Source organism: Streptomyces sp. NPDC051243 (assembly GCF_044455405.1).
In the GTDB taxonomy this organism is placed as follows: domain Bacteria; phylum Actinomycetota; class Actinomycetes; order Streptomycetales; family Streptomycetaceae; genus Streptomyces.
Map to the genome: position 1 here is coordinate 29,064 of NZ_JBITES010000030.1, position 24,554 is coordinate 53,617.

The window sequence follows — 24,554 nt, forward strand, 5'->3', positions numbered from 1 at the left end:
AGGGTGAGTCAGCGCAAGGCGTCCGGCGACGCCGGTCGGGCCACCATCCGGGACGTGGCGGAGCGCGCGGGCGTCTCGGTCGCCAGCGTGTCGCGCGTGCTGTCCGGCAACTATCCGGTCTCCGAGGACCTGCGCCGCCGGGTGATGAAGGTCGTCCGGGACCTGGACTACGTCACCAACGCCCACGCCCGCTCCCTGGCCGGCGGCGGTACGCCCACCGTGGCCATCCTCATCAACAACATCACCGGCGCCGCGTTCGCCCATGTGGCGAGGGGCGTGGAGGGCGCGGCCACCCTGCGCGGCTGGCTCTCGCTGGTGGGGACCACCGGCGACGATCCCGAGCGGGAACTCGCCCTCGTCAACCTCATGCGCCAGCAGGGTGTCGCCGCCGTGGTGCTGCTGGGCGGCGCCTACGACTACGACGAGTACCAACTGCGCATGGCCAGGTTCGCCCGTTCCCTGGATGCCGCCGGGTCCCATCTGGTGCTCGTGGGCAGACCTCCGCTGGAGGGCGACGTACCGGCGACGACGGTGGACTACGACAACGAGGGCGGCGCCTACGCCATGGCCAGCCACCTGCTGTCGGCCGGCCACCGGCGGGTTCTCGTGCTGCCGGGTCCCGCCGAACTCACCACCGCCCAGGGGCGCTTGAGAGGCGCGCAACGTGCCTTCGAGGCGTACGGGGTGCCCTTCGAGCCGGCACTCGTGCGCCATGGCCAGTACGACGACGAGCACGGCTACGAGGCCGTCGAGGCGGCCTTGGCGGAGACTCCCGACTTCACCGCGGTGCTCGCCGGGACGGACGTCGTCGCGGCGGGTGCCATGCAGGCCCTGCGCGCGGCGGGGCTGCGGGTTCCCGAGGACGTGTCGATCGTCGGCTACGACGACATCCCGCTCGCCTCCCAGCTCACCCCCCAACTCACCACCGTGCACGTGCCGTACGAGGAGATGGGCCGGGTCGCCCTGCGTGCCGTGGCCGACCGGCGCGAGGGCACCGGCGGGCGCCGCAGGGGCAGCGACGGCGACCATCTGGTGCTGGGCACCCATGTCGTCGTACGCAACTCCGTAAGGCCGCCTCGGCTGCGGGACTGAGCCGCGCAGGGGTGCGGGTCATGCCCCGTCGAGAGCCGTTGAGATGCGTCTTGGCGTGCGTTACGTAATCGGTTTCCTGAAGATTTTCTCCTGCGCCCCCGGTCGGTGAGCGCCTCAGCCCTGGTCTGCCACCTCGCCAGTAGAGCCCCTGTGACCTGCGGGTATGCCGACCCGGCGGCCGCCCGTCCGCGCACCTTCGCCGATCACGCCGACGACAATCCGCCGTAACAAATTTGCCGCGCACCTCTTGCTCTGAGAGGAGACGTCGGCCTACCGTCCCTGCAACCGCTTACTACAGCTTCTGCTTGGCCGACCCCCCGCAACCGCGAGCCGACGGTTTCCGGCCGCCGTTCCTGGCCGGCACAACCGAGCCGCCGTCCTCTCGTTCTGAGAACGCCAATTCCGAAGGATCACGGTCAGATGAACTTCACCAGCCCCCGGAGAAGGTTCGCCTCCGCCGCCGTCGCGGGAATCGCCCTGACAGGTCTGCTCGCCGCGTGCGGCGGGAACGACTCCTCGGACTCCGGGTCCAAGGCCTCAGGCCCGGTCACCCTGGACTTCTGGGGCTGGGCCAACGGGCAGGAGGCCGTCGTCAAGGCCTTCAACGCCTCGCACAAAGACGTCCAGCTCAAGTACACGAAGGTCACCGACCAGCTGACCATGCAGAAGCAGCTGACCAACGCGGTCAAGGCGGACAACGCGCCCTGTCTGCTGCAGAACACCGGTGAGTACGTGACCAGCTGGGTCTCGCAGGGTGCTCTCGCCGACATCACCCAGTACGTCGAGTCGAGCAAGGACAAGTTCAACGCCGGCTCGTGGGCGACCGGTCAGGTGCAGGGGAAGGTGTACGGGGTGCCGACCGCCTCCGCGCCCGCCTTCACCATCTACCGCACCGACATCTTCCAGAAGTACGGGCTCAAGCCCCCGGCGACCTGGGACGACTTCATCGCCGCGGGCAAGGAGCTGAAGAAGCACGACATCAAGATCACCAACTACGCCGGTGAGGACCCGAGCACCCTGGAGGTGCTGGCCATGCAGGCCGGGGCGCACTGGTACAGCATCGACGGCGACTCCTGGGTGGTGAACTTCCAGGACGAGGGCACGCTCAAGGCCGCGAAGGTGATCCAGGAGATCATCGACAACGACCTGAACTCCAAGCTGTCCTTCGCCGACTACGCGGCCGTGCAGCGCAACTACGACAACGGCGGCACCGCGACCCGGCAGATCTCCACCTGGCAGATGTCCGGCATGGTGCAGAACTTCACCAAGTCCTTCGGCGACTGGGCGCTGTCCCCCTGGCCGACCTTCGAGGGCGAGGCGGCCAAGACACCGGCCGGCACCAACCAGAGCGGCAACCTGACGCTGGTGACCGAGGGCTGCGAGCACAAGGAGCAGGCCGCCGAGGCGGCGCTGTGGATGTCGACCGACACCGGCGCCGTCAAGACCATGGCGAGCCCGGAGACCGGCAGCGGGGTGATGCCCGCGCTGGCCGACAGTGACGCGTATGTCTCCGAGGCGATCTCCGAGAAGCTGCTCGGGAAGAACTACGAGCCCGCGAAGAAGGTCGTCACCGACAGCCTGGGCACCATCACCACCGACTGGACCTTCGGGCCCAACTGGACCGCGATGTTCACCGAGATGCAGGACGAGTGGGCCAAGGTCGTCAGCAAGGAGCAGAAAGTCACCGACCTCCTGGCGCACATGCAGGAGTGGACGGTGGGCGACCTGAAGCAGCGCGGCATCAGCGTCAAGGGCTGAGGCGGACCCGATGATTCGCTCCCAGCGCTGGAAGGGTGCCGCGTTCACGGTGCCCTTCCAGCTCGGCTTCGTCTTCCTGTATCTGCTCCCGATCGGTTACGCGGTCCACCAGTCGCTGTTTCTGGAGAAGCAGTCCGGGCTCGGTCTCGGTGGCGGTGCGACCACGGAGTTCGTCGGGCTGGAAAACTACCGGAACGGCCTGACCGACTCGGCGTTCATGACCTCCATCCTGCGGGTGGTGCTGTTCGCCTGCGTCCAGATCCCGTTCATGCTGCTCGTCAGCCTGGTCCTGGCGCTGTTCCTGGACGCGGTCACCGCCAGGACGGCAGGGCGGTTCCGGATCATGCTGCTGGTGCCGTACATGATCCCCGGCGTGGTCGCGGCCATCGTGTGGATCAACCTGTACAGCCCCGACGTCGGTCCACTCACCCCGCTCGGCGACCTGTTCGGGTTCGACTGGAACTTCTTCGCGCCCTCCATGGTGTGGCCGGCCATCGGCAACCTGCTGACCTGGCACGGCATCGGCTACAACATGGTGATCATCTACTCGGCGCTGCAGGGCGTGCCCCGTGAGCTGTTCGAGGCCGCGCGCCTGGACGGTGCCTCGGAGCTGCGGATCGCGCTGAGCATCAAGGTCCCGTTCGTGCGCGGCGCGCTCGTCCTGACCGCGCTGCTGTCGATCATCCAGATGCTCCAGATCTTCAACGAGCCTGCGCTGTTCCGGAACGTGACCCCCGAGACGGTCAGCGACAGCTTCACCCCGATCATGATCATCTACAACCAGGCGTTCAACGCCGCCAACTACCACTACGCCGCCGCCCTGTCGGTGCTGCTCGCCCTGATCCTCGGTGTGGCCTCCTTCGTCTTCTACCGACTGACCTCGAGGGAGGTGGACTGATGACGCTGACGGAAAACCGCGAGGACAGCGGCACACAGAACGGTCCGGAGACCGCCGCCGTACCGCCCGGCGGAGGCGGCGTCCGCCGGCGTACCCGCCCGGATCCGGCCGCACGCTCCCGGGGCGGCCAGCGATTCCTCCTGCTCGGTCTGGTCCTGGCCAGTGTCTACAGCCTCTTCCCGGTGTACTGGCTGATGATCGCCGCGACCAAGGACCGGGTGGGCCTGTACCAGAGCAACGGCCTGTGGTTCTCGGGCTGGCACCTGTGGGACAACCTCCAGCAGGTCTTCACCTACGACGACGGCATCTTCCTGCGCTGGACCGCCAACTCGTTCCTGTACGCCGGTGTCGGCTCGCTCGGCGGCACGCTCATCGCCCTCGCGACGGGCTATGGCCTCGCCCGGTTCGACTTCCCCGGCCGGGGCGTGGTGTTCGCGGCCGTGGTCGGCTCGTTCCTGATCCCGATCGCGCTGCTCACCCTTCCGCTGTATCTGCTGTTCTCGGCGATCGGGCTGGTCGACACACCCTGGGCGATGCTGATCCCCTGCCTGATCAACCCGTTCAGCGTGTATCTGGCCAAGGTCTACACCGAGGCCACGATCCCGTTCGAGCTGCTGGAGGCGGCCCGCATCGACGGCGCGGGCGAGCTGCGGATCTTCTTCAGCATCGTGCTGCGGATGATGACGACGGGCGGTGCCACCGTGTTCCTGCTCGCCTTCGTCAACACCTGGAACGCCTTCTTCCTCCCCCTCACCGTGCTGCGCGGCCAGGAGAACTGGACGCTCAACCTGGGTCTGTACCACTGGACCGGCAAGAAGCTGGAGTCGGGCATCGACGTCACCAGCCTCGTCCTGACCGGCGCCCTGCTGTCCATCGTCCCGATGGCGATCATGATGGTCGCGATGCGGCGCTACTGGCGGACCGGCGTGACGCTGGGGGCCCTGAAGTGACCCTGCTGCACAACCCGGTGATCCGCGGATTCGCCCCCGACCCCTCCCTGGTCCGGGTCGGTGACTGGTACTACGTGGCCACGAGTTCGTTCGAGTGGTTCCCGACCATCCCGATCCACCGTTCCCGGGACCTGGCCCACTGGGAGTACGCCGGCCATGTCCGGGGCGCGGTCCCGGGCGACTCGCTGGCCGGTGTCCCCGACTCGGGTGGCATCTGGGCGCCGTCGCTGAGCTGGGACGGCGAGCGCTTCTGGGTGGTCTACTCGGTGGTGCGCTCGGTGGGCACGCCGTACTTCGACGTGGACACGTACGTCAGCACGGCCCCGGAGATCGGCGGCAGATGGACGCCGCCGCGTCGCATCCCGAGCCACGGGTTCGACCCCGCGCTCTTCCACGAGGAGGGGCGGCTGTGGCTGCTCAACCTCCAGAACGACTGCCGCCCGGGCGGTCGGCGTTTCGCCGGGATCGTGCTGACCGAGCTCGACCGGGAGACGTTGAGCCCGGTCGGGGACACCCACCTGCTTCTCCAGCACGAACGGCTCATCGAGGGCCCGAAGTTGGTGCACCGGGACGGCTGGTACCACCTGGTCCTGGCGGAAGGGGGCACGGGTTTCGAGCACGGCGTGCGGATGGCGCGCGGCCGCGGCATCACGGGCCCGTACGAACTCGACGACCGTCCGCTGCTGACGTCCCGGGACGATCCGTCGTCGCCGTTGCAGAAGGCCGGCCACGCCGAGCTGGTCCAAACGCCGGACGGCGACTGGGTGTTGAGCCACCTGGTGGCCCGTCCGCTGCACACGCCAAACGGTCCGCGCTGCCCGCTCGGGCGGGAGACGGCGATCCAGGCGGTGGTCTGGGACGCGGACGGCCGGCCCAGGCTGCGGCACGGGGGTCCGCAACCCGCGGTCGAGGTCGACGTGCCGACACGTCCCAGCACCGAGCCGGCGCCCGAACCCGCCGACCTGGACGATCCGTTGGGCTGGCCCTGGAGCACCCTGCGCGGCTACGCCGATCCGAGCTGGGCCGACACCACCACCCGCCCCGGCTGGATCAGGCTGACCGGCCGGCACGGTCCCGAGTCCCGGTGGGCGCACAGCCTGCTCGCCCAGCGCGTCACCGAGCACCGTGCCGAGGCCGAGGTCACCGTGGAGGCGCGGCCGCGAACGTTCACGCAGGCCGCCGGGCTGGTCCTCTGGTACGGCACGGAGGCGTATCTGAGCCTGGATCTCACCTGGGCGGAGCCCGAGGGAGAGGAGCAGCGCGGCCAGCAGTGGCGCGGTGCGGGCCGTACGGTACTGAGCCTCGTCGAGCGGGAGGAGTCGGTCACCCGGCGGGCGGCGGTCGTGGAGGTGGACGCGAGCGCGCCCTTGACCCTGGGCGTGACGGTCGACGACGGCCGGGCGCGGTTCTGGTACGTCCGCGAGGGCGTGCGCACACCGATCGGGCCGCCGCTGGACTTCACCCGGCTCTCCGACGACTACGGCTCCAAGCTGCGCTTCACCGGGGCGATGGCGGGTGTCCACGCCGTGGATCTCGTCGATGCCGCTTTCACGGCCGACTTCACGGGGTTCCGCCTCACCTGCCGGTGATCCCGGCCCTGTTCGAGGTTTCGAAAGTCGGGGAACATGCGGACCTTGCCACTCCGGCCCCTTCCGGACTCCTTTCGGTGTACCTAGGGTAGGAAGCGCTTACTGTTTCCGCGCTGGTCGAAAACTTTTCATGGCCCTCGGGCGGGCCGGAGAGGTGGTTCCCGATGGTCCGTACGGGCAGTGCGAGCATGGCGGCCGGGCCGACCCTGGCAGTCGTGGCGCGCGAGGCCGGGGTGTCCGTGCCGACCGCTTCCAAGGTGGTCAACGGCCGGGAGGACGTCGCACCGGAGACCCGCCGCCGGGTCACCGAGGCGCTGGACCGGCTCGGCTATGTCCGCAGACCCCGCTTCGACGCGGCGAAGACGCCGGGACTGGTCGACCTCGTCGTGCACTCGCTGGACACCTCCTGGTCGGGGGCGGTGCTGCAGGGGGTGGAGGCGGCGGCCCACGACGCGGGGCTGGAGGTCGTGGTCTCCGCCGGGCTGACCCGCACCCGGGGCGCCCGTCCGGAGCGGGGCTGGCTGGACAAGCTCATCGCGCGCGGCTCCTCGGGGGTGCTGTTCAATCTGGCCGAGCTGACGGCGTCTCAGTACGCGTGGCTGGAGCAGCACCGCATCCCGTTCGTGATGATCGACCCGGTCCTCGAGCCGCCGCCGGGTGTGGTGTCGGTGGGCGCGGCGAACTGGCACGGCGGGGTGACGGCGACCGAGCACCTCCTCTGCCTCGGCCACGAACGCATCGCCGTCATCGCCGGGCACCAGCGCAAGATGTGCAGCAACGCCCGCGTGGCCGGCTACCGCTCCGCACTCGCCTCCGCGGGGATACGGCACCGGCCCGAGTACGTCCGTCACGCGGGCTTCGACGAGAGCGTCGCCCACCGCCGCATGCTGGACCTCCTCGACCTGCCGGAACCGCCGACGGCCGTCTTCGTCTGCTCCGACCGTATGGCCCTCGGCGTCTACCAGGCGCTTGCGGAACGGGGGTTGAGCGTGCCGGCGGACGTGAGCGTGGTGGGCTTCGACGACCTGCCGGAGGCCCGCTGGATCAGCCCGGCCCTCACCACGGTCCGCCAGCCGCTGTCGGAGATGGCGGCGACGGCACTGCGGCTGCTGGTACGGATGATGGACGGGGACCGGCCGGAGAGTACGCGGACGGAGTTGTCGACCCGGTTGGTGGAGCGCAGGAGCACGGCGGGGCCCCGGGACGGGTCGCCCGATTGAGCCGTCCCAGGCGGGTTTCCTGTGCCGGGGAAGTGCCGGGCAGGTCGCGCGGCCGAGTCGTGGGGGCAGGTCGCCGGGCCGAACTGCATGGAGTCGACCCACCCCCGGGCAGGTGTCAGCGGATGTACTTCACCGGCTTGGTGGCGGCGTTGAGCAGGTACTCCAGGGGGCCGCGGCGGAAGAAGCGGGACCAGATCGCGGCGAACACGATCGCCCCGAAGACGTACATGAGCAGCGGAACCCAGGACTGCTGGGTGCCGGTCCCGGCAGGCGTGGAAAACACGGACTGCGCGACGAAATGGCCGACGTAGGCGGTCAGGGACATGGTGCCCACGGCGATGACCGGTTTCGCCAGGCGGCGCAGCCGCGGCAGGCGGTCCATCGCCACCGTAGCGCCCACGATCACGAGGATCGCGACGCCTAGGCTGCCAATGATGTCGAACGTGGTGCCGCTGTGCGGCCCGGCCGCCAGGAGCGACGACGCCGGCATCTGGGGGAACGACCCGCCGTCGAGCGGCATCGACCCGGAGCCGCCGGTCGACGGCATGCTGCCGAAGGACGCCGAACCGGAGCCGCCGGACGACGACCCGCCTTCCGCGAGGCTCCGCAACGCGCCGGGGCCGGCCAGCAGCAGGGACATGCCGTACGCGGTCGCGGTGAGGGCGGCACCGAACGCGGCCAGGCGCTTGTGGACAGTGCCGGAGGACAGGTCGAGGCGACCCAGCGCCATGCCCGCGATCACGAACGACATCCAGGTGAGCGCCGGGTAGAAACCGGTGAGCAGCAGATCGAGCACTCCCACCTCGCTGAGGCGGCGGAGCGGGTCGTAGGCGTTGATGCTCTGCTGGACCGACTCGCTCAGCAGCGAGGTCAGGACGTACGCCAACTGTGGTGTGACGAGGGCGAACGCGGCCGCGATGATCGCGAGGGTCTTGGCGCGCAGGCGGACCAGGGGCAGGGCGAGCAGGAAGTAGACCCCGTAGAAGCCGAGGATGATCACTCCCCCGTACTCCATCGCCATCACGGTGCCCAGCGCCAGCAGGACCACGGCGCGGATCGCGATCCGGGCCTTCGCCTGCCGGCCGGCCAGGCCGGTCTTCGGCTCCCGGCGGCCGGCGAGCAGCATCAGCGAGAACCCGGCGAGGGTGGCGAACAGGACCGACGAGTGACCGTCCGATATGTACCGGATCCAGCTGGCAACGCCGTCCGTGGCCGACAGCGGGGGGCCGATGTGCACGACGTACATGCCGAACACGGCCAGCGCGCGGGCCAGGTCCACCCCGACGAGGCGTCCCATCGAGGGACCGGGCGAGGCCGGCCCGGCGGAGTCGGGGGAGGTTCGGGGCGGCGGAGGCGAGTTCTCCTGCGGAGCTGACGTCTCCTGCGGCGGCTGTGTCTGTGTCATGCGGAGAATCTCGCGTGGACGCCGGGGGGCGGACCATCCGGCGGTCTTCGGTAACGCCCCCGCCGGTCGGCGGGTACGGCCCTGCCGACCGGCGGAGTCTCGTCCCCGGCCGGTCCGGTGCGACCGGACGGCGGTCCTCTTCAGCCACTCGGCGGGGGTGGACCCGACGGTTGCCGGATGGGCGCGGGGCGGACGGGCTTCCAGGCTGGAGGCATGACACACCGTGAGCGACACATGGAGACCGGCGCTTCGCGCGGGTTTCGGTGTCCGCCGGCGGACCGCAGAAGAGAAGAAAGGAATGTCGTGAACACCGCATCCGCCCCGACGACGGATGAGACCCATGAGGCTTCCCTGTCCGCCCGAGAGACGGTCAAGGCACTGTGCGCTTATGTCCGGCCGCACCGGTGGGCCGTCGTCCTCGGCCTGCTGTGCGCCCTGGTCGGGGCCGCAGGGGGACTGCTGCAGCCGCTGGCCACCAAGGCACTGGTGGACCGGCTCGCCTCCGGTGAGACCATCGCCGGGATCCTGATCGCCCTCACCGTGCTGGTGCTGCTGGGCACGGCGGTCGAGGCGTTCGGCGCGTATGTGCTGGAGCGGACGGCGGAGTCGGTGGTACTGGCCGCGCGGCGCACCCTGGTGGGACGGCTGTTGCGGCTGCGGATCGCGGAGTGGGAGCGGATCCCGCCGGGTGATCTGATGTCGAGGGTCACCTCGGACACGACGCTGCTGCGGGCGGTCAGCACCCAGGCGGTCGTCTCGGCCGCCACCGGCGCGGTGGCCTCCGTGGCGGCGATCGTGATGATGGCGTACCTGGACGCCGTGCTGCTGGCTGTGACGCTCGGTGTGGTCGTGCTGGTCGGCGGGGCCGTCGCGCTGGTGATGCCGAAGATCGCCCGCGCCACCGAGCGTTCGCAGGAGGCGGTCGGGGAGATCTCGATCGCGCTGGAGCGGGTCTTCGGGGCGTTCCGTACCGTGAAGGCGTCCGGTGCCGAGGAGCGGGAGACCGCCCGGGTGGAGGCGGCGGCGCGACGGGCGTGGCGGCACGGCGTGAAGAGCGCGAAGTGGGAGGCCGTGGCCGGCTCGGCGGACGAACTCGCCGTACAGCTGGCCTTCCTCGCGGTGCTCGGGGTCGGCGGGGCACGGGTGGCATCCGGGGAGATCCCCGTGTCCACCCTCATCGCCTTCCTCCTGTACTTGTTCTATCTGATCGAGCCGGTGTCCAGGCTGGTCGACGCCGTCTCCCAGTACCAGGAGGGGGCGGCCGCGCTCTCGCGGATCGCGCAGGTGGAACGCCTGTCGACGGAGCCGACCGACCGGCACAAGGGCGCCCTGCCTGCGCAGAGGGCGGCGGTGCCGGGTCCGGCGTCGGTCCGCTTCGAGGACGTGTCCTTCCGCTACCGGACCGGCCTGCCGAAGGTTCACCAGCAGGTGAGCTTCGAGCTGCCGGGCACCGGGATGACCGCCTTCGTCGGTCCCTCCGGCGCGGGCAAGTCGACGGTCTTCGCGCTCATCGAGCGGTTCCACGAGGCCACCGGCGGCCGGGTCCTGGTCGACGGCAAGGACGTACGGGACTGGCCCCTGCCCGAGCTGCGGTCCGCCATCGGATACGTGGAGCAGGACGCCCCCGTGCTGGCCGGCACGCTGAGGGAGAACCTGGTGTTCGCGGCGCCCGGCGCGACGGACGACGACATCCGCGACGTCCTGGCCCGGACGCAACTCGACACCCTGGTCGAGCGCCTGCCCCAGGGCTTGGACACCCCGGTCGGACACCGCGGCTCGAAGCTGTCGGGCGGCGAGCGGCAGCGCATCGCCGTAGCCCGCGCCCTGCTGCGCAAGCCACGCCTGCTGCTCCTGGACGAGGCGACCTCGCAACTCGACGCCGTCAACGAGCTGGCGCTGCGCGACGTCATCACCGACCTGGCCCGCGAGACCACCGTGCTGGTGGTGGCCCACCGCCTGTCGACGGTGACAGGCGCCGACCGGATCGTCGTGATGGACGCCGGCCGGGTCCGGGCCGTGGGCACCCATGAGGAACTGGTGGCCCAGGACCCGCTGTACGCGCAGTTGGCGGCCACCCAGCTCCTGGCCCCGGCGCGATGACCCACCACACGCCGCTGCGCGGTCGGTCGGCCGGGCCACTTGTCAGCGCCTGCCCGCTCGGGTCAGTGCCGCCTCGGCCTGGGTGGCCAGGGTGACGACCAGGTCCGCTGCGGACGGCAGGTCGTCGATGAGGCCGACGGCCTCGCCGGCCCACTGAGGGAGCGCGGGGATGTCGCCTCGGGCCACGGCGTCCTGGTACGCCTGTCGGGCCTAGGTCGCGTCGCGGGGCAGGCGGGACTTTGCGGACACGGACTAGGACCTGTCGTTTGGATCAGGCCGGATGTGAGGTACGGCACCCTTGAGCCGACCCGAGCGGGGTCTGGTGCGTGCAGTTGCAAGGCGGAGGAGGGAGTCGACGCGATGGGGGTGCCCCCGCGCGAGGTTGTTCGAGCGCGGGCGAGTCGGCGACCGACGACAACGCGGCAGATGTGCGTGCCAGACCCCGCGACGCCGGGATGATCCAAACGGCAGGGCCTAGACCCCCACCCCGCGAAACGGCCGCGGTCAGCGCCCCACCGGCCGACCCACCCATCGGCGCCAGGGCAAGGGGATGCTCCACCCCGAACAGTTCCGTGAACTCCGTCGACAGTCCCATGCCCGCCGTTCTCCCCACCCGCCTTCGTTCCCACTCGAGGCACTGATGAGCAGGTGTGATGCCCCGCCGACCAGAGTGCTCAGTGCCACGCCCGGGCGAGCAACGCCGCGTGGGGCAACGTCAGTACACCGTCCTCGTCCGCGAACTCCGCGCTGAACAGATCGAAGTGGCGTTTGATCTCGGCGCGGACGCGCGGCGGCTGGCTCCGCACCATCTGCCCGCCGAACGCGATGCCCGCCGCGGGTCCGCTCCACCACTCCTCGGCGCCCGCCCGGTGCTCCCAGCGCAGGGTCTCGCAGACGGCGTCGCGCAGCCCTGCCGCGTGCATCAGCCCGCACAGGCCGTTCTCGTCCCGGGGAAAGTCGTCCTCGGGGGCGAGTCCCGTGGGCAGGTGCGGGGGGCGTACCGCACCCGCGGCCTGGATCGCGCGGCCGAGGAGGGCCTGTCCCGCCGCGGGCGGTGCCGCCCAGATGGTCAGCGCGACGCAGCCGCCCGGCCTGAGAACCCGGCGCAGCTCGGTGAGGGCGAGTTTGGGCCGACCCACGTGGTTCAGTACGAAGTTGGCCGCGACGGCGTCGAACTCGCCGTCCGTGAAGGGCAGTTGGGGGAGGGTCGCCACGCGCACGTCGGCCGTGGGCGCGGCTTGCGCGGCCAGCTCGACCATGGTCGGCTCCGCATCCACGGCCGTAACCTTCGCGCCCCGCGCGCATGCGGCCGCGGCGACCGTCCCGGGCCCGGTTCCCACGTCCAACAGCCGTACGCCCGGCCCCACTTCGGCGGCGTCGAGCAGCCGCGGCACCGTATGGGCACAGAGCCTGGCGTAGCTTCCGGCGTACGCGGCCCCCCGGCCCGCCCACATCAGCCGCTCACTCCGGTCGAACGTTTCCGAGCCGGTCATCGACATTGGCGCACTCCCCCGTCGTCAGCCACGGTCAGCATGTCGGCTCGAGCCTAGGCAGAGCGTCGCCCCGTCCGAACCGACGCCGCCTCGGCGGCCCCTCCGATCCGCTCTGTACCCGGGTGCCGCCCGCACTCGCCCCGCTCGTCACGGCGGGCGCGCGATTGCGACTCGCGACCGGCCTGACCGAACCGCTCCTCGAGGAGCTGCGCGCCCCGGCACCCGACGACCTCGGTGTGCGGCGCCCGGCTCCGACGCCGACCCCGACGTCGTCCGCGTCCGTGACAGCCTCAGCCGGGCAGCGCTCGCCCGGCAGGAGGCCGTTTCCGAACGCCGTACCGGAACCCAAACGTTGGACCGACAGGGTGGCCGCGACGCCGAGCGTCCCTTATGACCTGATACTTGCCATTTTGACTGCTAGCTTCGCGAGCTGTCGGAGGGGTCCCGGGGGCATGTCGAGCCGAAGCGGGACCGTCGCTATGAGCTGAGGCGAGGGTGACAGGTATGAGCGAAGTGCCGGACGAGTCGGCGGTGGCTCCGTTCAAGCGCAGGAGTTTCCTGGCGTCGGCCGCACTGGCGGCCGGAGCGCCGGCCGCGGTCGCCGGTCCCGCGCAGGCCGCCGCGCTGCCGGAGGGCGGGCCGCTCGCGGCGCCCGCTCTCGGGTCCGTGGCGCGTCTGCTGGCCGTTCCCGAGAACGGCCGCGGAGTCGCGTGGCTCAGATCGGCCCTTCAGGTCGCCGTGGGACTCGAACTGGCCACCATCCCGCCGTACTTGTGCGGCTGGTGGTCCGTCAAGGACCACGGCAGCGAGGTCGCGCGGATGCTGCGGCGCATCGTGGGCGACGAGATGTACCACCTGAGCATCGTCTGCAACCTGCTCGTGGGCGTGGGCGGCAGGCCGCGGATCAAGGCCGCCGCACCGGTGTTCCCCGGCCCGCTGCCCGGCGGTGTGCGGGCCGGGGTGACCGTCTACCTGTCGGGCCTCACCAAGGCCTCCGTCCGCGACGTGATGATGGCGATCGAGGCCCCCGAGGAGCCGCTCACCCGCAACGCGCAGAGCTCGCCGACCGTCGGCGAGTTCTACGCCGAGATGCTGAACGCGTTCAAGGTCGTGCGGCCGGAACTGTCGGTGCGGGGACAGCTGTCCGCGCACGTCGGCGGCGACGACCTGCGGCCGATCGAGAACCTCGACCACGTCGAGCACGCCATCGAGATCATCAGGGAGCAGGGCGAAGGCACCGCAAGCTCCCCGGCCGAGTCCTTCGAGGACGACCACCCGGCGCACTACTACGCCTTCGGCGAGATCTACCACGGCCGGGAGCTGCGCGAGACCGAGCACGGCTGGAGGTACGTCGGCCCACCCGTGCCCTTCCCCGACGTGCGCCCCATGGCCCCGGTCCCGGCCGGCGGCTGGCCCAACCCGCCGGCCCATGTCCGAGGGCTGCTGTTCCGCTTCGACGCGAACTACAGCACCGTGCTGGACGTCCTCGACGCGGCCTGGTCCGGCGGCGGCGAACGCGCGATGAAGGCGGCCGTCCACGCCATGCACGGCCTGGAGTATCCCGCCGTCGAACTGATGGAGACCGCGATCCCGTACGCCCCGGGCCACACCTACGGCCCCCAGTTCCGCGCGCTGCCCAGGCCGCAACGCGTCCGGTGACGACACCACGGGAACGACAGGGCCGCTCCCGCCACGGAGCGGCCCTCCGTCGTCTCTAGGACCTGTCGTTTGGATCATGCCGGCGTCGCGGAGTCTGGCACGCGCTCCCCCTAGCTCTTCGAGCAGGGGGTACCCCCAGCCGCGTTGTCGTCGGTTGCCGACTCCCCCATCGCCCCCGGCTCGGGTCGGCTGAAAAGCGCAGTACCTCTCCGCCGACCTGATCCGACAGGCCCTAGGCCAGTCCCGCCGACCAGTTGATCCCGCCCAGCAGCTGCGTGCGGAAGCCCGCGTCCTCGTAGGCCTCGGCGGCATGGCCGAGAGCCGTGTAGAAGACGCGGCCCGATCCCTGCTCGCGGCACCACACCAGCGGGTGGTCCGCACCCATGCCGCCGCCGTCGTACGACGACTCGTCGGCGCGGGCCAACACCCGTACCGCACCGCGTGGGTTGGTGCGGAAGTCGTACCACTCGTCGGCGAAGTCCCATACGGCGGGCAGGTGCCGGGTCGCCGGATGGTCGTGGTCCTCGACGACCGCCTTGCCTGGCTGGTACTCGGGGTGCCGGTCGAACCACGCGCCCAGCAGCTCGCCGTAGTACGGCCAGTCGTACTCCGTGCAGGCCGCCGCGTGCACGCCGGTGAAGCCGCCGCCCGACTCGACGTACGCGGCGAGCCGCTCGCGCCCGGCGGGGGTGAGCACCTCGCCGCTCGTGGAGAGGAACACGACGGCCGCGTACCCGTCGAGGGGCGACTCGAAGGCTTGCGGATCCTCGGTGTGGTGCACCTCGAAGTCGCTGATGGTGCGTACGGCTTCGACGCCGGCCGGGATGGATTCGTGCCGGTAGGCGGTCGTGCGGGTGTAGACGAGGAGTCGTGCGGACATGTGCTCGAGCCTAGGTGAGCCGGTGTCGCGGGCCCACTTGTGCCGGGGATCCGAAAGTTTCGGATCCTCGGTGAAGGCGGTCACTCACCCCGCGCGGACCGCTCCCCCCTCCCCCTGCCGCAGACCGCCCGACAACCCGGGCCGTTGAGCGTTTCGCCCCCCCACGCACCTCCCGCACCACGACAACGCGTGAATGACCCATGACCGCCGGCAACGGATCCGCGACTTCCCCCGCCCGGCGCACAGGTGTTCCATATCGCGGGCCGCCCTGCGTAGCCTCGGCTGCGATGAACGCCATTCCCGCGCTCCTGGATCATCTGGTCCTCGCGACCCCGGACCTGGCCGCCACGGTCGCCGACTTCACCCGGCGCACGGGCGTGACCCCGGCACCGGGCGGCGTGCACGTCGGTCTGGGCACCCGCAACTACCTGGTGTCCCTGGGCGGCACCAGCTACCTGGAGATCATCGGCCCGGATCCCGAGCAGTCCGCGCCCGGGCAGCCCCGCCCCTTCGACGTGGACGGGGTGACCGCCCCGCGCACGGTCACCTGGGCGATCAGCCCGCCGGACCTGGACGCGGCCATCGACAGCGCCCGGGCCCAGGGCTACGACCCCGGGTCCGCGCAGGCGATGAGCCGCCGCAGACCCGACGGCACCCTGCTGGAATGGCGGCTCACCGACGGCGAGGACGCCCACCCCTCCGGCCTCGTCCCGTTCCTCATCGACTGGGGTACCTCGCTGCACCCCACCGCCTCGGGTCTGCCCACCACACCGCTGCTGTCCCTCTCGGCGAGCGCCCCCGAGCCGGACGAGATCCGGCCCCTGCTGTCGGCACTCGGCACGGACCTCGACCTCACGACGGGCCCGGTGGGAATGACGTTCACCGTGGACACGCTCCTGGGTCCGGTGACCTTCCACTGACCCACGGGCCTCGCGGCCGGCGTCCGATTCCTTCAAGACCGGCCGCTCCCCGGCTGCCTACGGTGATCGCATGACTCCACGTTTCGATGCCATCGGCCTCGTCGTCTCCGACATGGCCGCCTCCGTCGCCTTCTACCGCCGCCTCGGCTTCGCCTTCCCCGAGGGCGCCGAGAACGAGCCCCACACCGAGGCCGAACTGCCGGGCGGGCTACGGCTGTTGCTCGACACCGAGGAGACCGTACGGTCCTTCCACCAGGGTTGGCGGCCACCCACGGGCGGCAGCCGGGCCGGACTGGCCCTGCGGTGCGCTGATCCGGCCGAGGTGGACACGGTGTACGAGGAACTGGTCGCCGCCGGCTGCCACGGCGAACTCAAGCCGTGGGACGCCTTCTGGGGCCAGCGCTACGCCACCGTCCTCGACCCGGACGGAAACGGCGTCGACCTGTTCGCACCACTAGCCGCCCCGCCGGCCCAGTAGCTCACCGAGCGGCAGACCGGTCAACTCCTTGACGTCCCGGGCCAGATGGGCCTGATCGGCGAACCCGGCCCGGGCGGCCGTCTCGGCGAATCCCACACCGTCGCGGGCCATGGCGAGGGCCCGTTGCATACGCAGGATCCGGCCCAGTGTCTTGGGGCCGTAGCCGAAGGCGGTCAGGGAACGGCGGTGCAACTGCCGTGCGCCGACCCCGAGTTCGTCAGCGGTGACGGCAATGGGGCGCCCGGCGCGGAGGGCCGCGACGACCCGCCGGAGCAGCGGATCGGGCGGCTCGGCGTCGGCGGCCCGCTCCAGCGCCACGTCCTCGAGCCCGGTCACCGGGTCGTCGGCGGCCTCGACACGACCGCGCAGCCGCCGCACCTCCGAGGCCGGCCACAGATCCGCGAGGTCGACGCGCCGGTCACGCACTTCGTGCGCGGGGATGCCCAGGAAGGCCGGCGCGGTACCGGGACAGAAGCGAACGCCCACCCAGGCACTGGGCTTCCCCTCGGTGACGTACGCACGAGTGTCCGGCCCGGCGACCAGCAGCCGCCCGTCGTTCCAGAGCAGATCCATGCACCCGTCGGGCAGCACCCGCCCCGTGCCGGGCCCGCCAGGGGCGTTCGTCCACACCACGGCACCAGCCAGCCGAGACGTCCGCTCCGCGTACATACGGACCAGGCTAGTGCGCAACGCCTGTTTCCGTTCCTCACGCACTGGCACGGTCGGTGTCAGTCCTGCCTTCTAGACTCTCGCCGACTCGGTCGAAGGGACGGGGACCACCATGGAAGACCCGACGGGGACAGCAGCGTTGCGGCAGATCCTGCCTGCGGACCTCGGTGCGGACGAACACATCGACTGGCAGGCGGCCGAAGCGCGGTGGGGTACCAGGTTCCCGCGGGACTACATGGCCTTCATGTCCGTGTACGGCGTCGGCTCGATCGGCTCACAGAACTCGATCGGCGAAATCGGAATAGACGCGCCGCTTCCCACGGAGTCCCCCCTATGGCCCCACGGTGACCTCGAGGAGGAGACGGGAAATGCCCGCTACACCTGGGAAATGGAGGGCCAGGACCAAGACGAGCTCGACATCGACCCGGAGCACATCCTCGCCTGGGGCCACACCTCCCACGCCGACATCCTGTGCTGGCTGACCACCGACCCGGACCCCGACCAGTGGCCTGTCCTGCTCTTCGATCGTCAGGCGTTGCTGGTGCCCTGCAAGGTCATCCCCTGTGGCATGGCCGAGTTCCTGCGCAGGGTTCTCCTGAACGAGTTGGACTCGTACGCCATGGAGTTCGATCCCGTACCGCGCTTCGTGCACTGGCGTGAGGCGGAAAAGCGCGGCACGGAATCTTCGAAGCTCTACGCCCCTGGGCCGGGGACAGGTCGTCAATGACTCGGAGATGCGCGGGTGGGTGTCTCAAGCGCGTCGGCGATGCTCCTGCGGACTCACCCCGTAAACCCTCTTGAACGCACTGGACAGCGCGAACGCACTGCCATACCCGACCCGCCGGGCAATCGCCTCCAGCGTGTCGCCGGTGTCCCGCAGGGCATCCGCCGCCAGCGCCAGCCGCCACCCGGTGAGGTACGTCATCGGCGGCTCCCCCACCAGTTCCGTGAAGCGCCGCCCCAGCGCGGCCCGTGACACCCCCGCCTTCGCGGCCAGTGAGGCGACCGTCCAGGGATGTGCGGGATCGTCCTGCACCAGCCGGAGGACCCGCCCGACGACCGGGTCCGCCAGTGCCCGGTACCAGCCCGGTGCCGCCGCCTCCGGGCGGGAGAACCAGGCCCTCAGCGCGGCGATGACCAGCAGGTCGAGCAGCCGGTCGAGGACGACCTCCTGACCGGGCTCGTCGCGGACGATCTCCTCCATGAGGTACGGCGTTAGGGGGCAGTTCCACACGTCGGCCGGGAGCGCCAGCAGCGGCGGCAGCGCGGTCAGCAGCCGCCCGCTGATCTCGCCCTCCCACAGATAGGTGCCGATCAGCATGACCGCCGACCCGTCCAGCCGGTCGCCCCAGGTGCGCACGCCAAGGTCCATCGAGCCGTTGAGGGAACGTCCGTCGGGGTAGCGGCACTCGGCGCCCGGCAGGATGAGGGCCTGCGGTGCGGTGCCGGGGTCGTCGGCACAGGTGTAGGGGCCCGGGCCGCGGGCGATGGCGAGATCGCCGGCCCGCAGCCGGATGCTCCCCCGGCCTTCGGCCGGGGGGACCCCCCTCTCGCTTCGCTCGCCCTGGTCGGGGATCACCCAGGCGTCGCCGCGAACCATGACCATGACGGTGAGGGGAGCGCGGTCCTCGACGCGGACGGACCATGGCGGCTCGAAACACGCGCGGATCATGAAGGCGCCACGCGCGCGCGGACCCTCCAGCAGGCCTGCAAGGGCATCCATGTCGCCAGCGTAGGTCCCGGGCTCCCCCCGCCCCGGGGTGCGGGAGGGACGACGTCACCCGTGCCAACGCCTCCTGGCTCTCCGCCTCCGGAGACATGCTCTCGACCAGCCAGGATCTGCCGTGCCGGCGGGCGCTTGGACGACCGCGCATGGGAATGAGCCGTTCAGCGATGGGCTGCCGGGTCACCCGCCCGTTGACTGGCGGCATGAGGAAGAACGTGGCCGACAAGGCGAACAGGCGAGCGATGACGGTGGTGGTGACCGGTGCCTCGGGTCGTACGGGCAGCCGGGTGGCGGAAGCGGCACGCGCGGCGGGGCTCACGGTGCGGGCCGCGTCCCGGGCGCGGGGCTTCGACTGGGAGGACCCGACGACGTGGGCGGAGACCCTGCGGGACGCGGACGCGGCGTATCTGATGTACCCGTCGGACGTCGGCTCCCCCGCGGCGGCCGAGGGCGTCGGGGCGCTCGCCCGGGAGGCGGTCGGGCTCGGCGTACGGCGGCTGGTGCTGCTGTCGGCACGCGGCGAGGACCAGGCGCTGCCGACCGAGGAGGCGCTGAAGTCGTCGGGGGCGGACTGGACGATCGTACGGGGCACGTGGTTCTCGCAGAACTTCAGCGAGGGGCCGCTGGTGGAGGGCATGGTCCAGGGGGAGCTGGTCTTCCCGGCGGGCGAGGTGCAGGAGCCGTTCGTCGACGTTCGGGACATCGCGGACGTGGTGGTGACCGTGCTGACGTCCGGCGACCGTTATGCGGGGCAAACGCTGGAGCTGACCGGGCCTCGGCTGCTGTCCTGGCGGGAGGCGGTCGCGGAGATCTCCGCGGCGACGGGCAGCACGATCACGTACACGCCGGTCCCGACGCGTTCGTACGGGGAGGCGCTCGCCGGGTTCGGGGTGCCGCCCGAGGAGGTCGAGCTCCTGGTGGACGTCTTCGAAACGCTCATGGACGGCCGCAATGCCCATGTCACGGGCGATGTCCGCGAGGTCCTCGGCCGCGAGCCACGGGACTTCGCCGACTTCGCGAGGGAGGCCGCGGCGGCAGGGGTCTGGAAGGCGTGAGGCGCAGTGCCGGGAGTGCGTGCCAGGCGTCGCGTGCCCGGCCGGGGATATGACAAAGGCTCTCAGGTCCTGTCCGAGTCCTCCGGCTTGTGCGGGGTGTGGTGCGTGCTCTTCACATGGGTCCGCAGCCTCGACGACACGTCCTCCGGCGGCAGGAAGCGGGACCACCGCTCGGGAAACTCCGACGGCATGTCCGGGTCCTCGGGGTCCGCCTCGCGGTTCGCCGCGTGGCGGGCCACGTACTCGGCGACCTGGGCCTCGCGCAGCCGCTCGTTGGCGGCGCGGGCCGCGGCGGTCGCGGCGGCCGGCCAGACCCGGTCGATCGCGGCGTTCACCGCGGCACCGACGAGCACGGCGAAAGCGGACACACCGATCCACAGCAGTACGGCGACGGCCGCGGCGAGGGAGCCGTAGATCGTCGCCCCCTCGATCGTGTTCGTCAGGTAGATGCGCAGCAGGAAGCTGCCCAGCACCCACATCCCGAGGGCGACCAGCGCGCCGGGCACGTCCTCGATCCAGGGTGATCGCACCGGCACGGACACGTGGTACAGCGTCGTCAGGAACGCGATCGACAGGACGATGACGACCGGCCAGTACAGGACCTGCACCACGGTCTCCGACCACGGCACGATCCGCACCACCGCGTCCGGCCCGGCCACCATCAGCGGCAGCGCCACCGAGCCGATCAGCAGCGCCGCGATGAACAGCAGGAACGCCACCAGCCGGGTCTTGACGATGCCCCGGACGCCGTCGAGGCCGTACATCACGGTGATCGTGTCTATGAAGACGTTCACCGCCCGCGAGCCCGACCACAGCGCGAACAGGAAGCCGACGGAGATGACGTCGGGGCGGCCGCCCTTCATCACGTCGTCCAGGATCGGCTGGGCGATCTGGCGCACGCCCTTGTCCGACAGGACGGTGCGGGAGGCTTCCAGGAGGTTGGTCTCCAGGCTGGTGATGGTGTTGGTGCCGGTCCAGTCGTCGACGTAACCGAGGAGGCCGATGAGGCTGAGGAGCAGCGGCGGGACGGACAGCAGCGTGAAGAACGCGGCTTCGGCGGCGAGCCCCAGGATGCGGTACTCGATGCAGGAGTTGACGGTGTCCTTCAGCAACAGCCAGGCGGTCCTGCGTTTCGAGACGTTCCGGTAGAGGACACGCGCCCGATGGAGACGGCCGGAGGTCCGCTGGGGGGATTCACTTGCTGGCTGCACGACCTAAAGGTATCCGCCGAGCGGGGGCGCACTCATAGCGGCGCCGGGAGCGCACACCGTCGCCACCTGCCCGGTCCCCCGCCCCGCCGCTGTGTCAGGGTGGGAACCACCGCCCCACGGAGGGATAGGTTCACCGGCATGGCAGGCAGCACGCATACCGTGACCAACCAGCCCCCACCGCTGATCGGCTACGACGTCTACACCTCCGACCGCGCCCTGACCGAGGCAGTCGAACGGCATCTCGCCCCGGAGCTGCTGGACGAGGCCCGAATTGAGCTGGCCGCGCTCGGCCGGACCTGCGGCTCGGCGCAGGTGCAGGAGTGGGGGGTGCTGGCCAACGCGCACCCGCCGCAGCTGCGCACGCACGACCGTTACGGCCGCCGTATCGACGAGGTCGAGTTCCATCCGTCCTGGCACCGGCTGCTCGGCAAGGGAGTCGCGGCGGGGCTGACCGCGGCCTGGGTCCGGCCGGGCGGGCATGTGCGCCGGGCGGCCGCCTTCCTGCTGTGGACACAGGTCGAGGCCGGCAACGGCTGTCCGCTGTCCATGACCCACGCGGCCGTGCCCGCGCTGCGCACGGAACCCGGCCTCGCCGCCGAGTGGGAGCCGCTGCTGACGTCCATGATCTACGACCGTGAGCTGCGGCCGGCCGGGCAGAAGGCCGGGGCGCTGTTCGGGATGGGCATGACGGAGAAGCAGGGCGGCAGCGACGTACGCGCCAACACGACGACCGCGCGCCCCCTGCCCGACGGTGACTCCTACGAGCTGACCGGCCACAAGTGGTTCTGCTCGGCCCCCATGTCCGACGGCTTCCTCGTGCTGGCGCAAGCCCCCGGCGGCCTCACCTGCTTCCTCGTGCCGCGCGTACTGCCGGACGGCACCCGCAACGTCTTCCTCATCCAGCGTCTCAAGGACAAGCTGGGCAACCGCTCGAACGCCTCCGGCGAGGTAGAGTTCGACGGGACCTGGGCACGCCGGGTCGGTGAGGAGGGGCGCGGGGTGCGCACCATCATCGACATGGTGGCCGCGACCCGGCTGGACTGTGTGCTCGGCTCGGCGGGGCTGATGCGGCAGGCCGTCGCCCAGGCGATCCACCACTGCTCCCACCGCGAGGCGTTCGGCGGCAAGCTCGTCGACAAGCCGCTCATGCGCAACGTCCTGGCCGACCTGGCCGTCGAGTCGGAGGCGGCGACCACCCTCGCGCTGCGGCTCGCGGCCGCCTACGACGACGGCGGCGAGCAGGAGCGCGCACTGCTGCGCATCGCGGTACCGGCCGCCAAGTACTGGGTGACCAAGCGCTGCACGCCCACGACGGTCGAGGCGTCCGAGTGCCTGGGCGGCAACGGATACGTCGAGGACTCAGGAATGCCCCGCCTGGTGCGCGAGTCCCCGCTGAACTCCATCTGGGAGGGCGCGGGCAACGTCCAGGCCCTGGACGTCCTACGAGCGTTGCAACGCGAGCCCGCGGCACTGAACGCCTACCTCCAGGAGGTCGGCAAGGCACGAGGCGCGGACCACCGCCTGGACACCGCGATCAAGTCCCTGCTGACAGAACTGGCGGATCTGGAAGGCATCGAGGCACGCGCCAGGCGCCTGACGGAGCGGCTCGCACTGGTGCTGCAGGGATCCCTGCTGGTCCGCTTCGCCCCACCGGAGGTGGCAGACGCGTTCTGCGCGTCGCGCCTGGGCAGCGACGGTGGCACGACCTTCGGAACACTACCGTCCACTGTGAATCTGGCCTCAATGGTCGATAGGTCCAGGCCGCAGGCCTGACCTAGGAGCGTGAGGAACTGCGCGACAAGCCCCCACGCACCCGCAGACGCCAACGCGCAGTAAGCGGCACCTCTATAGCGAATTCGGCCAAACCACCGGAGGTAGGGGTGGTGCTGCGCCGACACGGCACCACCCCCACCAGGGCCCGTTCGAGGCCACGAACGCCGCTCGGGACGGCGTCGCTCAAGTTTCAATCAAGCCAGGGCGGTCCACCAGGGTTGCAAGGGGTTGCAACTTGTTGGCGTCTGTGGGCGGACTGTGCCCCTCCGCGAAGGTCGGACGGCACTATGAGACACACAGTGAGACACACAGTCAGGACGAGTCGGACCTGTTCTCCCGGGAGGGACCCTTGGCGCTCTCGCCGACGGACGTGACGCAGCTGGCAGCCGTGGACTCGGCGCGCGCGGCGCGGGTACTCAGCGATGTCCGCGCCGCCACGCTCGCCGGGCAGCGCGCGCCCGTCGCGCCGCGCCCGGTGATCGAGCAGTCCTGGGAACGCATGCTGCGCTGTGGGGTCGACCCGGACCACGACTTCCGCTCCGGGCTGCTGTCCCGCGAGGAGGTGCAGCGGCGCCGTGAGTCGACCACGCTCCGGCATGTCCTGCCGGTGCTGCGTGAGGGGCTGCTCTCGGTCGCGGACGTCGCCCACCACATCATGGTCGTCGCCGACGACGAGGGCCGGGTGCTGTGGCGGGAGGGGAACTCCTCCGTGCTGCGCAAGGCCGACGGCCTGGGGTTCGAACTCGGCGCCGACTGGCGGGAGAGCGTCGTCGGCACCAACGGCGTGGGGACCCCGGCGGTGGTGCGGCGGCCCGTGCAGGTCTTCGCCTCCGAGCACTTCCAGCGCTCGCAGACCTCCTGGACCTGCACCGGCGCCCCCATCACGGACCCGCGCGACGGCCGGCTGATCGGCGTGGTGGACGTCAGCGGGCCGCTGGAGACCATGCACCCGGCCACGCTCGCCTGGGTCGACTCGGTGGCCAAGCTCGCCGAGGCCCGACTGCGCGAGCTGCATCTGACCTCGCTGGAGCGGCTGCGCGCGGTGGCGGCGCCGGTGCTGGCGCGGATCGCCGGGCGGGCGCTGGTGGTGGACCGGGACGGCTGGACGGCCGCGGTGAGCGGGATGCCGTACGCGAAGCGGATCGCGCTGCCCAAGTCCCTGTCGCCGGGCCGCCGGTGGCTGCCGCCGCTCGGCCTGTGCGCGGTGGAACCGCTGGCGGGCGGCTGGCTGCTGCGGCCCGCCGACGAGCCGGTGCCGGCCGGGGCGACGCGGATCGCGCTGGACCTGACGCAGCCGCGCCGCTGGTCGGTGACGGTGTCCGGTGGCGCGGGCTCCTGGAGCCATGAACTCAGCCCCCGGCACGCCGAGTTGCTCTACCTCCTGGCCCTGCACCGCACCGGCCGCAGCGCGGCGGAGCTGGCCGAGGACATGTTCGGGGACCCGGCCCGTACGGTGACGGTGCGGGCCGAGATGTCCCGCGTACGGCGCTACCTCGGGGCGTTCCTGGAGCACCGGCCGTACCGCTTCCGTGAGGACGCGGAGGTAGGGGTGCTGCTGCCGGACGACCCACGCGACCTGCTGCCGCACTCGACGGCGCCGGCGGTGGTACGGGGGAGGGTGTCGGCCGGGGTGTCCTGACGGGACAAGCGCTCGAAGGAACTGTCTTCCGCATATTTG

At 71.0% G+C, this 24,554-nt stretch carries 21 protein-coding genes; 14 read left to right on the top strand and 7 right to left on the bottom strand.

The window, feature by feature from the left end; genetic code table 11:
• Positions 1 to 3 precede the first annotated feature (3 nt).
• The 6 genes from ACIBAG_RS44860 (at position 4) to ACIBAG_RS44885 (ending at position 7,507) form a co-directional block, all read left to right on the top strand.
• Positions 4 to 1,092, top strand: a complete 1,089-nt coding sequence (locus ACIBAG_RS44860; RefSeq protein WP_399113812.1) for a LacI family DNA-binding transcriptional regulator — start codon at positions 4 to 6, stop codon at positions 1,090 to 1,092.
• 420 nt (positions 1,093 to 1,512) lie between these two features.
• Positions 1,513 to 2,850 carry an ABC transporter substrate-binding protein gene (locus tag ACIBAG_RS44865; RefSeq protein ID WP_399113814.1) on the top strand — a complete coding sequence of 446 codons (1,338 nt, stop codon included), beginning with the start codon at positions 1,513 to 1,515 and terminating at the stop codon, positions 2,848 to 2,850.
• 10 nt (positions 2,851 to 2,860) lie between these two features.
• Entirely contained in the window at positions 2,861 to 3,748 is an 888-nt protein-coding gene (locus tag ACIBAG_RS44870; protein WP_399113816.1) for a carbohydrate ABC transporter permease, read from the top strand.
• Positions 3,748 to 4,698 carry a carbohydrate ABC transporter permease gene (locus ACIBAG_RS44875; protein ID WP_399113817.1) on the top strand — a complete coding sequence of 317 codons (951 nt, stop codon included), beginning with the start codon at positions 3,748 to 3,750 and terminating at the stop codon, positions 4,696 to 4,698. The genes ACIBAG_RS44870 and ACIBAG_RS44875 overlap by 1 nt, the downstream gene beginning before the upstream one ends.
• Positions 4,695 to 6,287 (top strand): family 43 glycosylhydrolase, encoded by a 1,593-nt coding sequence (locus ACIBAG_RS44880; protein ID WP_399113819.1) that lies wholly within the window; start codon positions 4,695 to 4,697, stop codon positions 6,285 to 6,287. The genes ACIBAG_RS44875 and ACIBAG_RS44880 overlap by 4 nt, the downstream gene beginning before the upstream one ends.
• 164 nt (positions 6,288 to 6,451) lie before the next feature.
• Positions 6,452 to 7,507, top strand: a complete 1,056-nt coding sequence (locus ACIBAG_RS44885; protein ID WP_399113821.1) for a LacI family DNA-binding transcriptional regulator — start codon at positions 6,452 to 6,454, stop codon at positions 7,505 to 7,507.
• 115 nt (positions 7,508 to 7,622) lie between these two features.
• On the opposite strand, the gene ACIBAG_RS44890 is transcribed toward ACIBAG_RS44885, so the two are convergent.
• On the bottom strand, positions 7,623 to 8,912 hold the full coding sequence (locus ACIBAG_RS44890) for a DUF418 domain-containing protein (RefSeq protein WP_399113823.1): 1,290 nt from the start codon (positions 8,910 to 8,912) through the stop codon (positions 7,623 to 7,625).
• A 303-nt stretch (positions 8,913 to 9,215) separates the two neighbouring features.
• Between ACIBAG_RS44890 and ACIBAG_RS44895 the strand changes: the two genes are divergently transcribed.
• Positions 9,216 to 11,012, top strand: a complete 1,797-nt coding sequence (locus ACIBAG_RS44895) for an ABC transporter ATP-binding protein (protein WP_399113825.1) — start codon at positions 9,216 to 9,218, stop codon at positions 11,010 to 11,012.
• A 42-nt stretch (positions 11,013 to 11,054) separates the two neighbouring features.
• On the opposite strand, the gene ACIBAG_RS44900 is transcribed toward ACIBAG_RS44895, so the two are convergent.
• Together ACIBAG_RS44900 and ACIBAG_RS44905 are read right to left on the bottom strand one after the other, a co-directional pair.
• On the bottom strand, positions 11,055 to 11,198 hold the full coding sequence (locus ACIBAG_RS44900; protein ID WP_399113827.1) for a hypothetical protein: 144 nt from the start codon (positions 11,196 to 11,198) through the stop codon (positions 11,055 to 11,057).
• 488 nt (positions 11,199 to 11,686) lie between these two features.
• The gene (locus ACIBAG_RS44905) at positions 11,687 to 12,511 is read right to left on the bottom strand and encodes a class I SAM-dependent methyltransferase (protein ID WP_399113829.1); all 825 of its coding nucleotides are present in this window, start codon (positions 12,509 to 12,511) and stop codon (positions 11,687 to 11,689) included.
• Between the two features lie 498 nt (positions 12,512 to 13,009).
• Here ACIBAG_RS44905 and ACIBAG_RS44910 point away from each other — a divergent pair, with 498 nt between their 5' ends.
• A complete protein-coding gene (locus ACIBAG_RS44910) occupies positions 13,010 to 14,164 on the top strand; it encodes a ferritin-like protein (protein WP_399113830.1) in 1,155 nt (384 codons plus the stop codon).
• Between the two features lie 232 nt (positions 14,165 to 14,396).
• Here the strand turns inward: ACIBAG_RS44910 and ACIBAG_RS44915 are convergent, their stop codons facing one another.
• Complete coding sequence (locus ACIBAG_RS44915; RefSeq protein WP_399113831.1) at positions 14,397 to 15,044, bottom strand: ThuA domain-containing protein; 648 nt, start codon at positions 15,042 to 15,044, stop codon at positions 14,397 to 14,399.
• A 287-nt stretch (positions 15,045 to 15,331) separates the two neighbouring features.
• Here ACIBAG_RS44915 and ACIBAG_RS44920 point away from each other — a divergent pair, with 287 nt between their 5' ends.
• Positions 15,332 to 15,964, top strand: a complete 633-nt coding sequence (locus ACIBAG_RS44920) for a VOC family protein (protein ID WP_399113833.1) — start codon at positions 15,332 to 15,334, stop codon at positions 15,962 to 15,964.
• Between the two features lie 70 nt (positions 15,965 to 16,034).
• Complete coding sequence (locus tag ACIBAG_RS44925) at positions 16,035 to 16,442, top strand: VOC family protein (protein ID WP_399113835.1); 408 nt, start codon at positions 16,035 to 16,037, stop codon at positions 16,440 to 16,442.
• Here the strand turns inward: ACIBAG_RS44925 and ACIBAG_RS44930 are convergent.
• Positions 16,419 to 17,111, bottom strand: coding sequence for a DUF6597 domain-containing transcriptional factor (locus ACIBAG_RS44930; RefSeq protein ID WP_399113864.1), 693 nt, complete (start codon positions 17,109 to 17,111; stop codon positions 16,419 to 16,421). The two genes, ACIBAG_RS44925 and ACIBAG_RS44930, sit on opposite strands and share 24 nt — an antisense overlap.
• 112 nt (positions 17,112 to 17,223) lie before the next feature.
• On the opposite strand from ACIBAG_RS44930, the gene ACIBAG_RS44935 reads away from it, so the two are divergent.
• Entirely contained in the window at positions 17,224 to 17,838 is a 615-nt protein-coding gene (locus tag ACIBAG_RS44935) for an SMI1/KNR4 family protein (protein WP_399113837.1), read from the top strand.
• 24 nt (positions 17,839 to 17,862) lie between these two features.
• On the opposite strand, the gene ACIBAG_RS44940 is transcribed toward ACIBAG_RS44935, so the two are convergent.
• Complete coding sequence (locus ACIBAG_RS44940; RefSeq protein WP_399113839.1) at positions 17,863 to 18,834, bottom strand: cupin domain-containing protein; 972 nt, start codon at positions 18,832 to 18,834, stop codon at positions 17,863 to 17,865.
• Positions 18,835 to 19,040: 206 nt separating this feature from the next.
• Here ACIBAG_RS44940 and ACIBAG_RS44945 point away from each other — a divergent pair, with 206 nt between their 5' ends.
• The gene (locus tag ACIBAG_RS44945) at positions 19,041 to 19,892 is read left to right on the top strand and encodes an NAD(P)H-binding protein (protein WP_399113840.1); all 852 of its coding nucleotides are present in this window, start codon (positions 19,041 to 19,043) and stop codon (positions 19,890 to 19,892) included.
• 62 nt (positions 19,893 to 19,954) lie between these two features.
• On the opposite strand, the gene ACIBAG_RS44950 is transcribed toward ACIBAG_RS44945, so the two are convergent.
• Positions 19,955 to 21,103: a YihY/virulence factor BrkB family protein gene (locus tag ACIBAG_RS44950; protein ID WP_399113842.1), complete on the bottom strand. Its 1,149-nt coding sequence runs from the start codon at positions 21,101 to 21,103 to the stop codon at positions 19,955 to 19,957.
• A 138-nt stretch (positions 21,104 to 21,241) separates the two neighbouring features.
• On the opposite strand from ACIBAG_RS44950, the gene ACIBAG_RS44955 reads away from it, so the two are divergent.
• Positions 21,242 to 22,876: an acyl-CoA dehydrogenase family protein gene (locus ACIBAG_RS44955; RefSeq protein WP_399113843.1), complete on the top strand. Its 1,635-nt coding sequence runs from the start codon at positions 21,242 to 21,244 to the stop codon at positions 22,874 to 22,876.
• A gap of 349 nt (positions 22,877 to 23,225) precedes the next feature.
• Positions 23,226 to 24,515, top strand: coding sequence for a GAF domain-containing protein (locus ACIBAG_RS44960; protein ID WP_399113845.1), 1,290 nt, complete (start codon positions 23,226 to 23,228; stop codon positions 24,513 to 24,515).
• Positions 24,516 to 24,554: the final 39 nt, after the last annotated feature.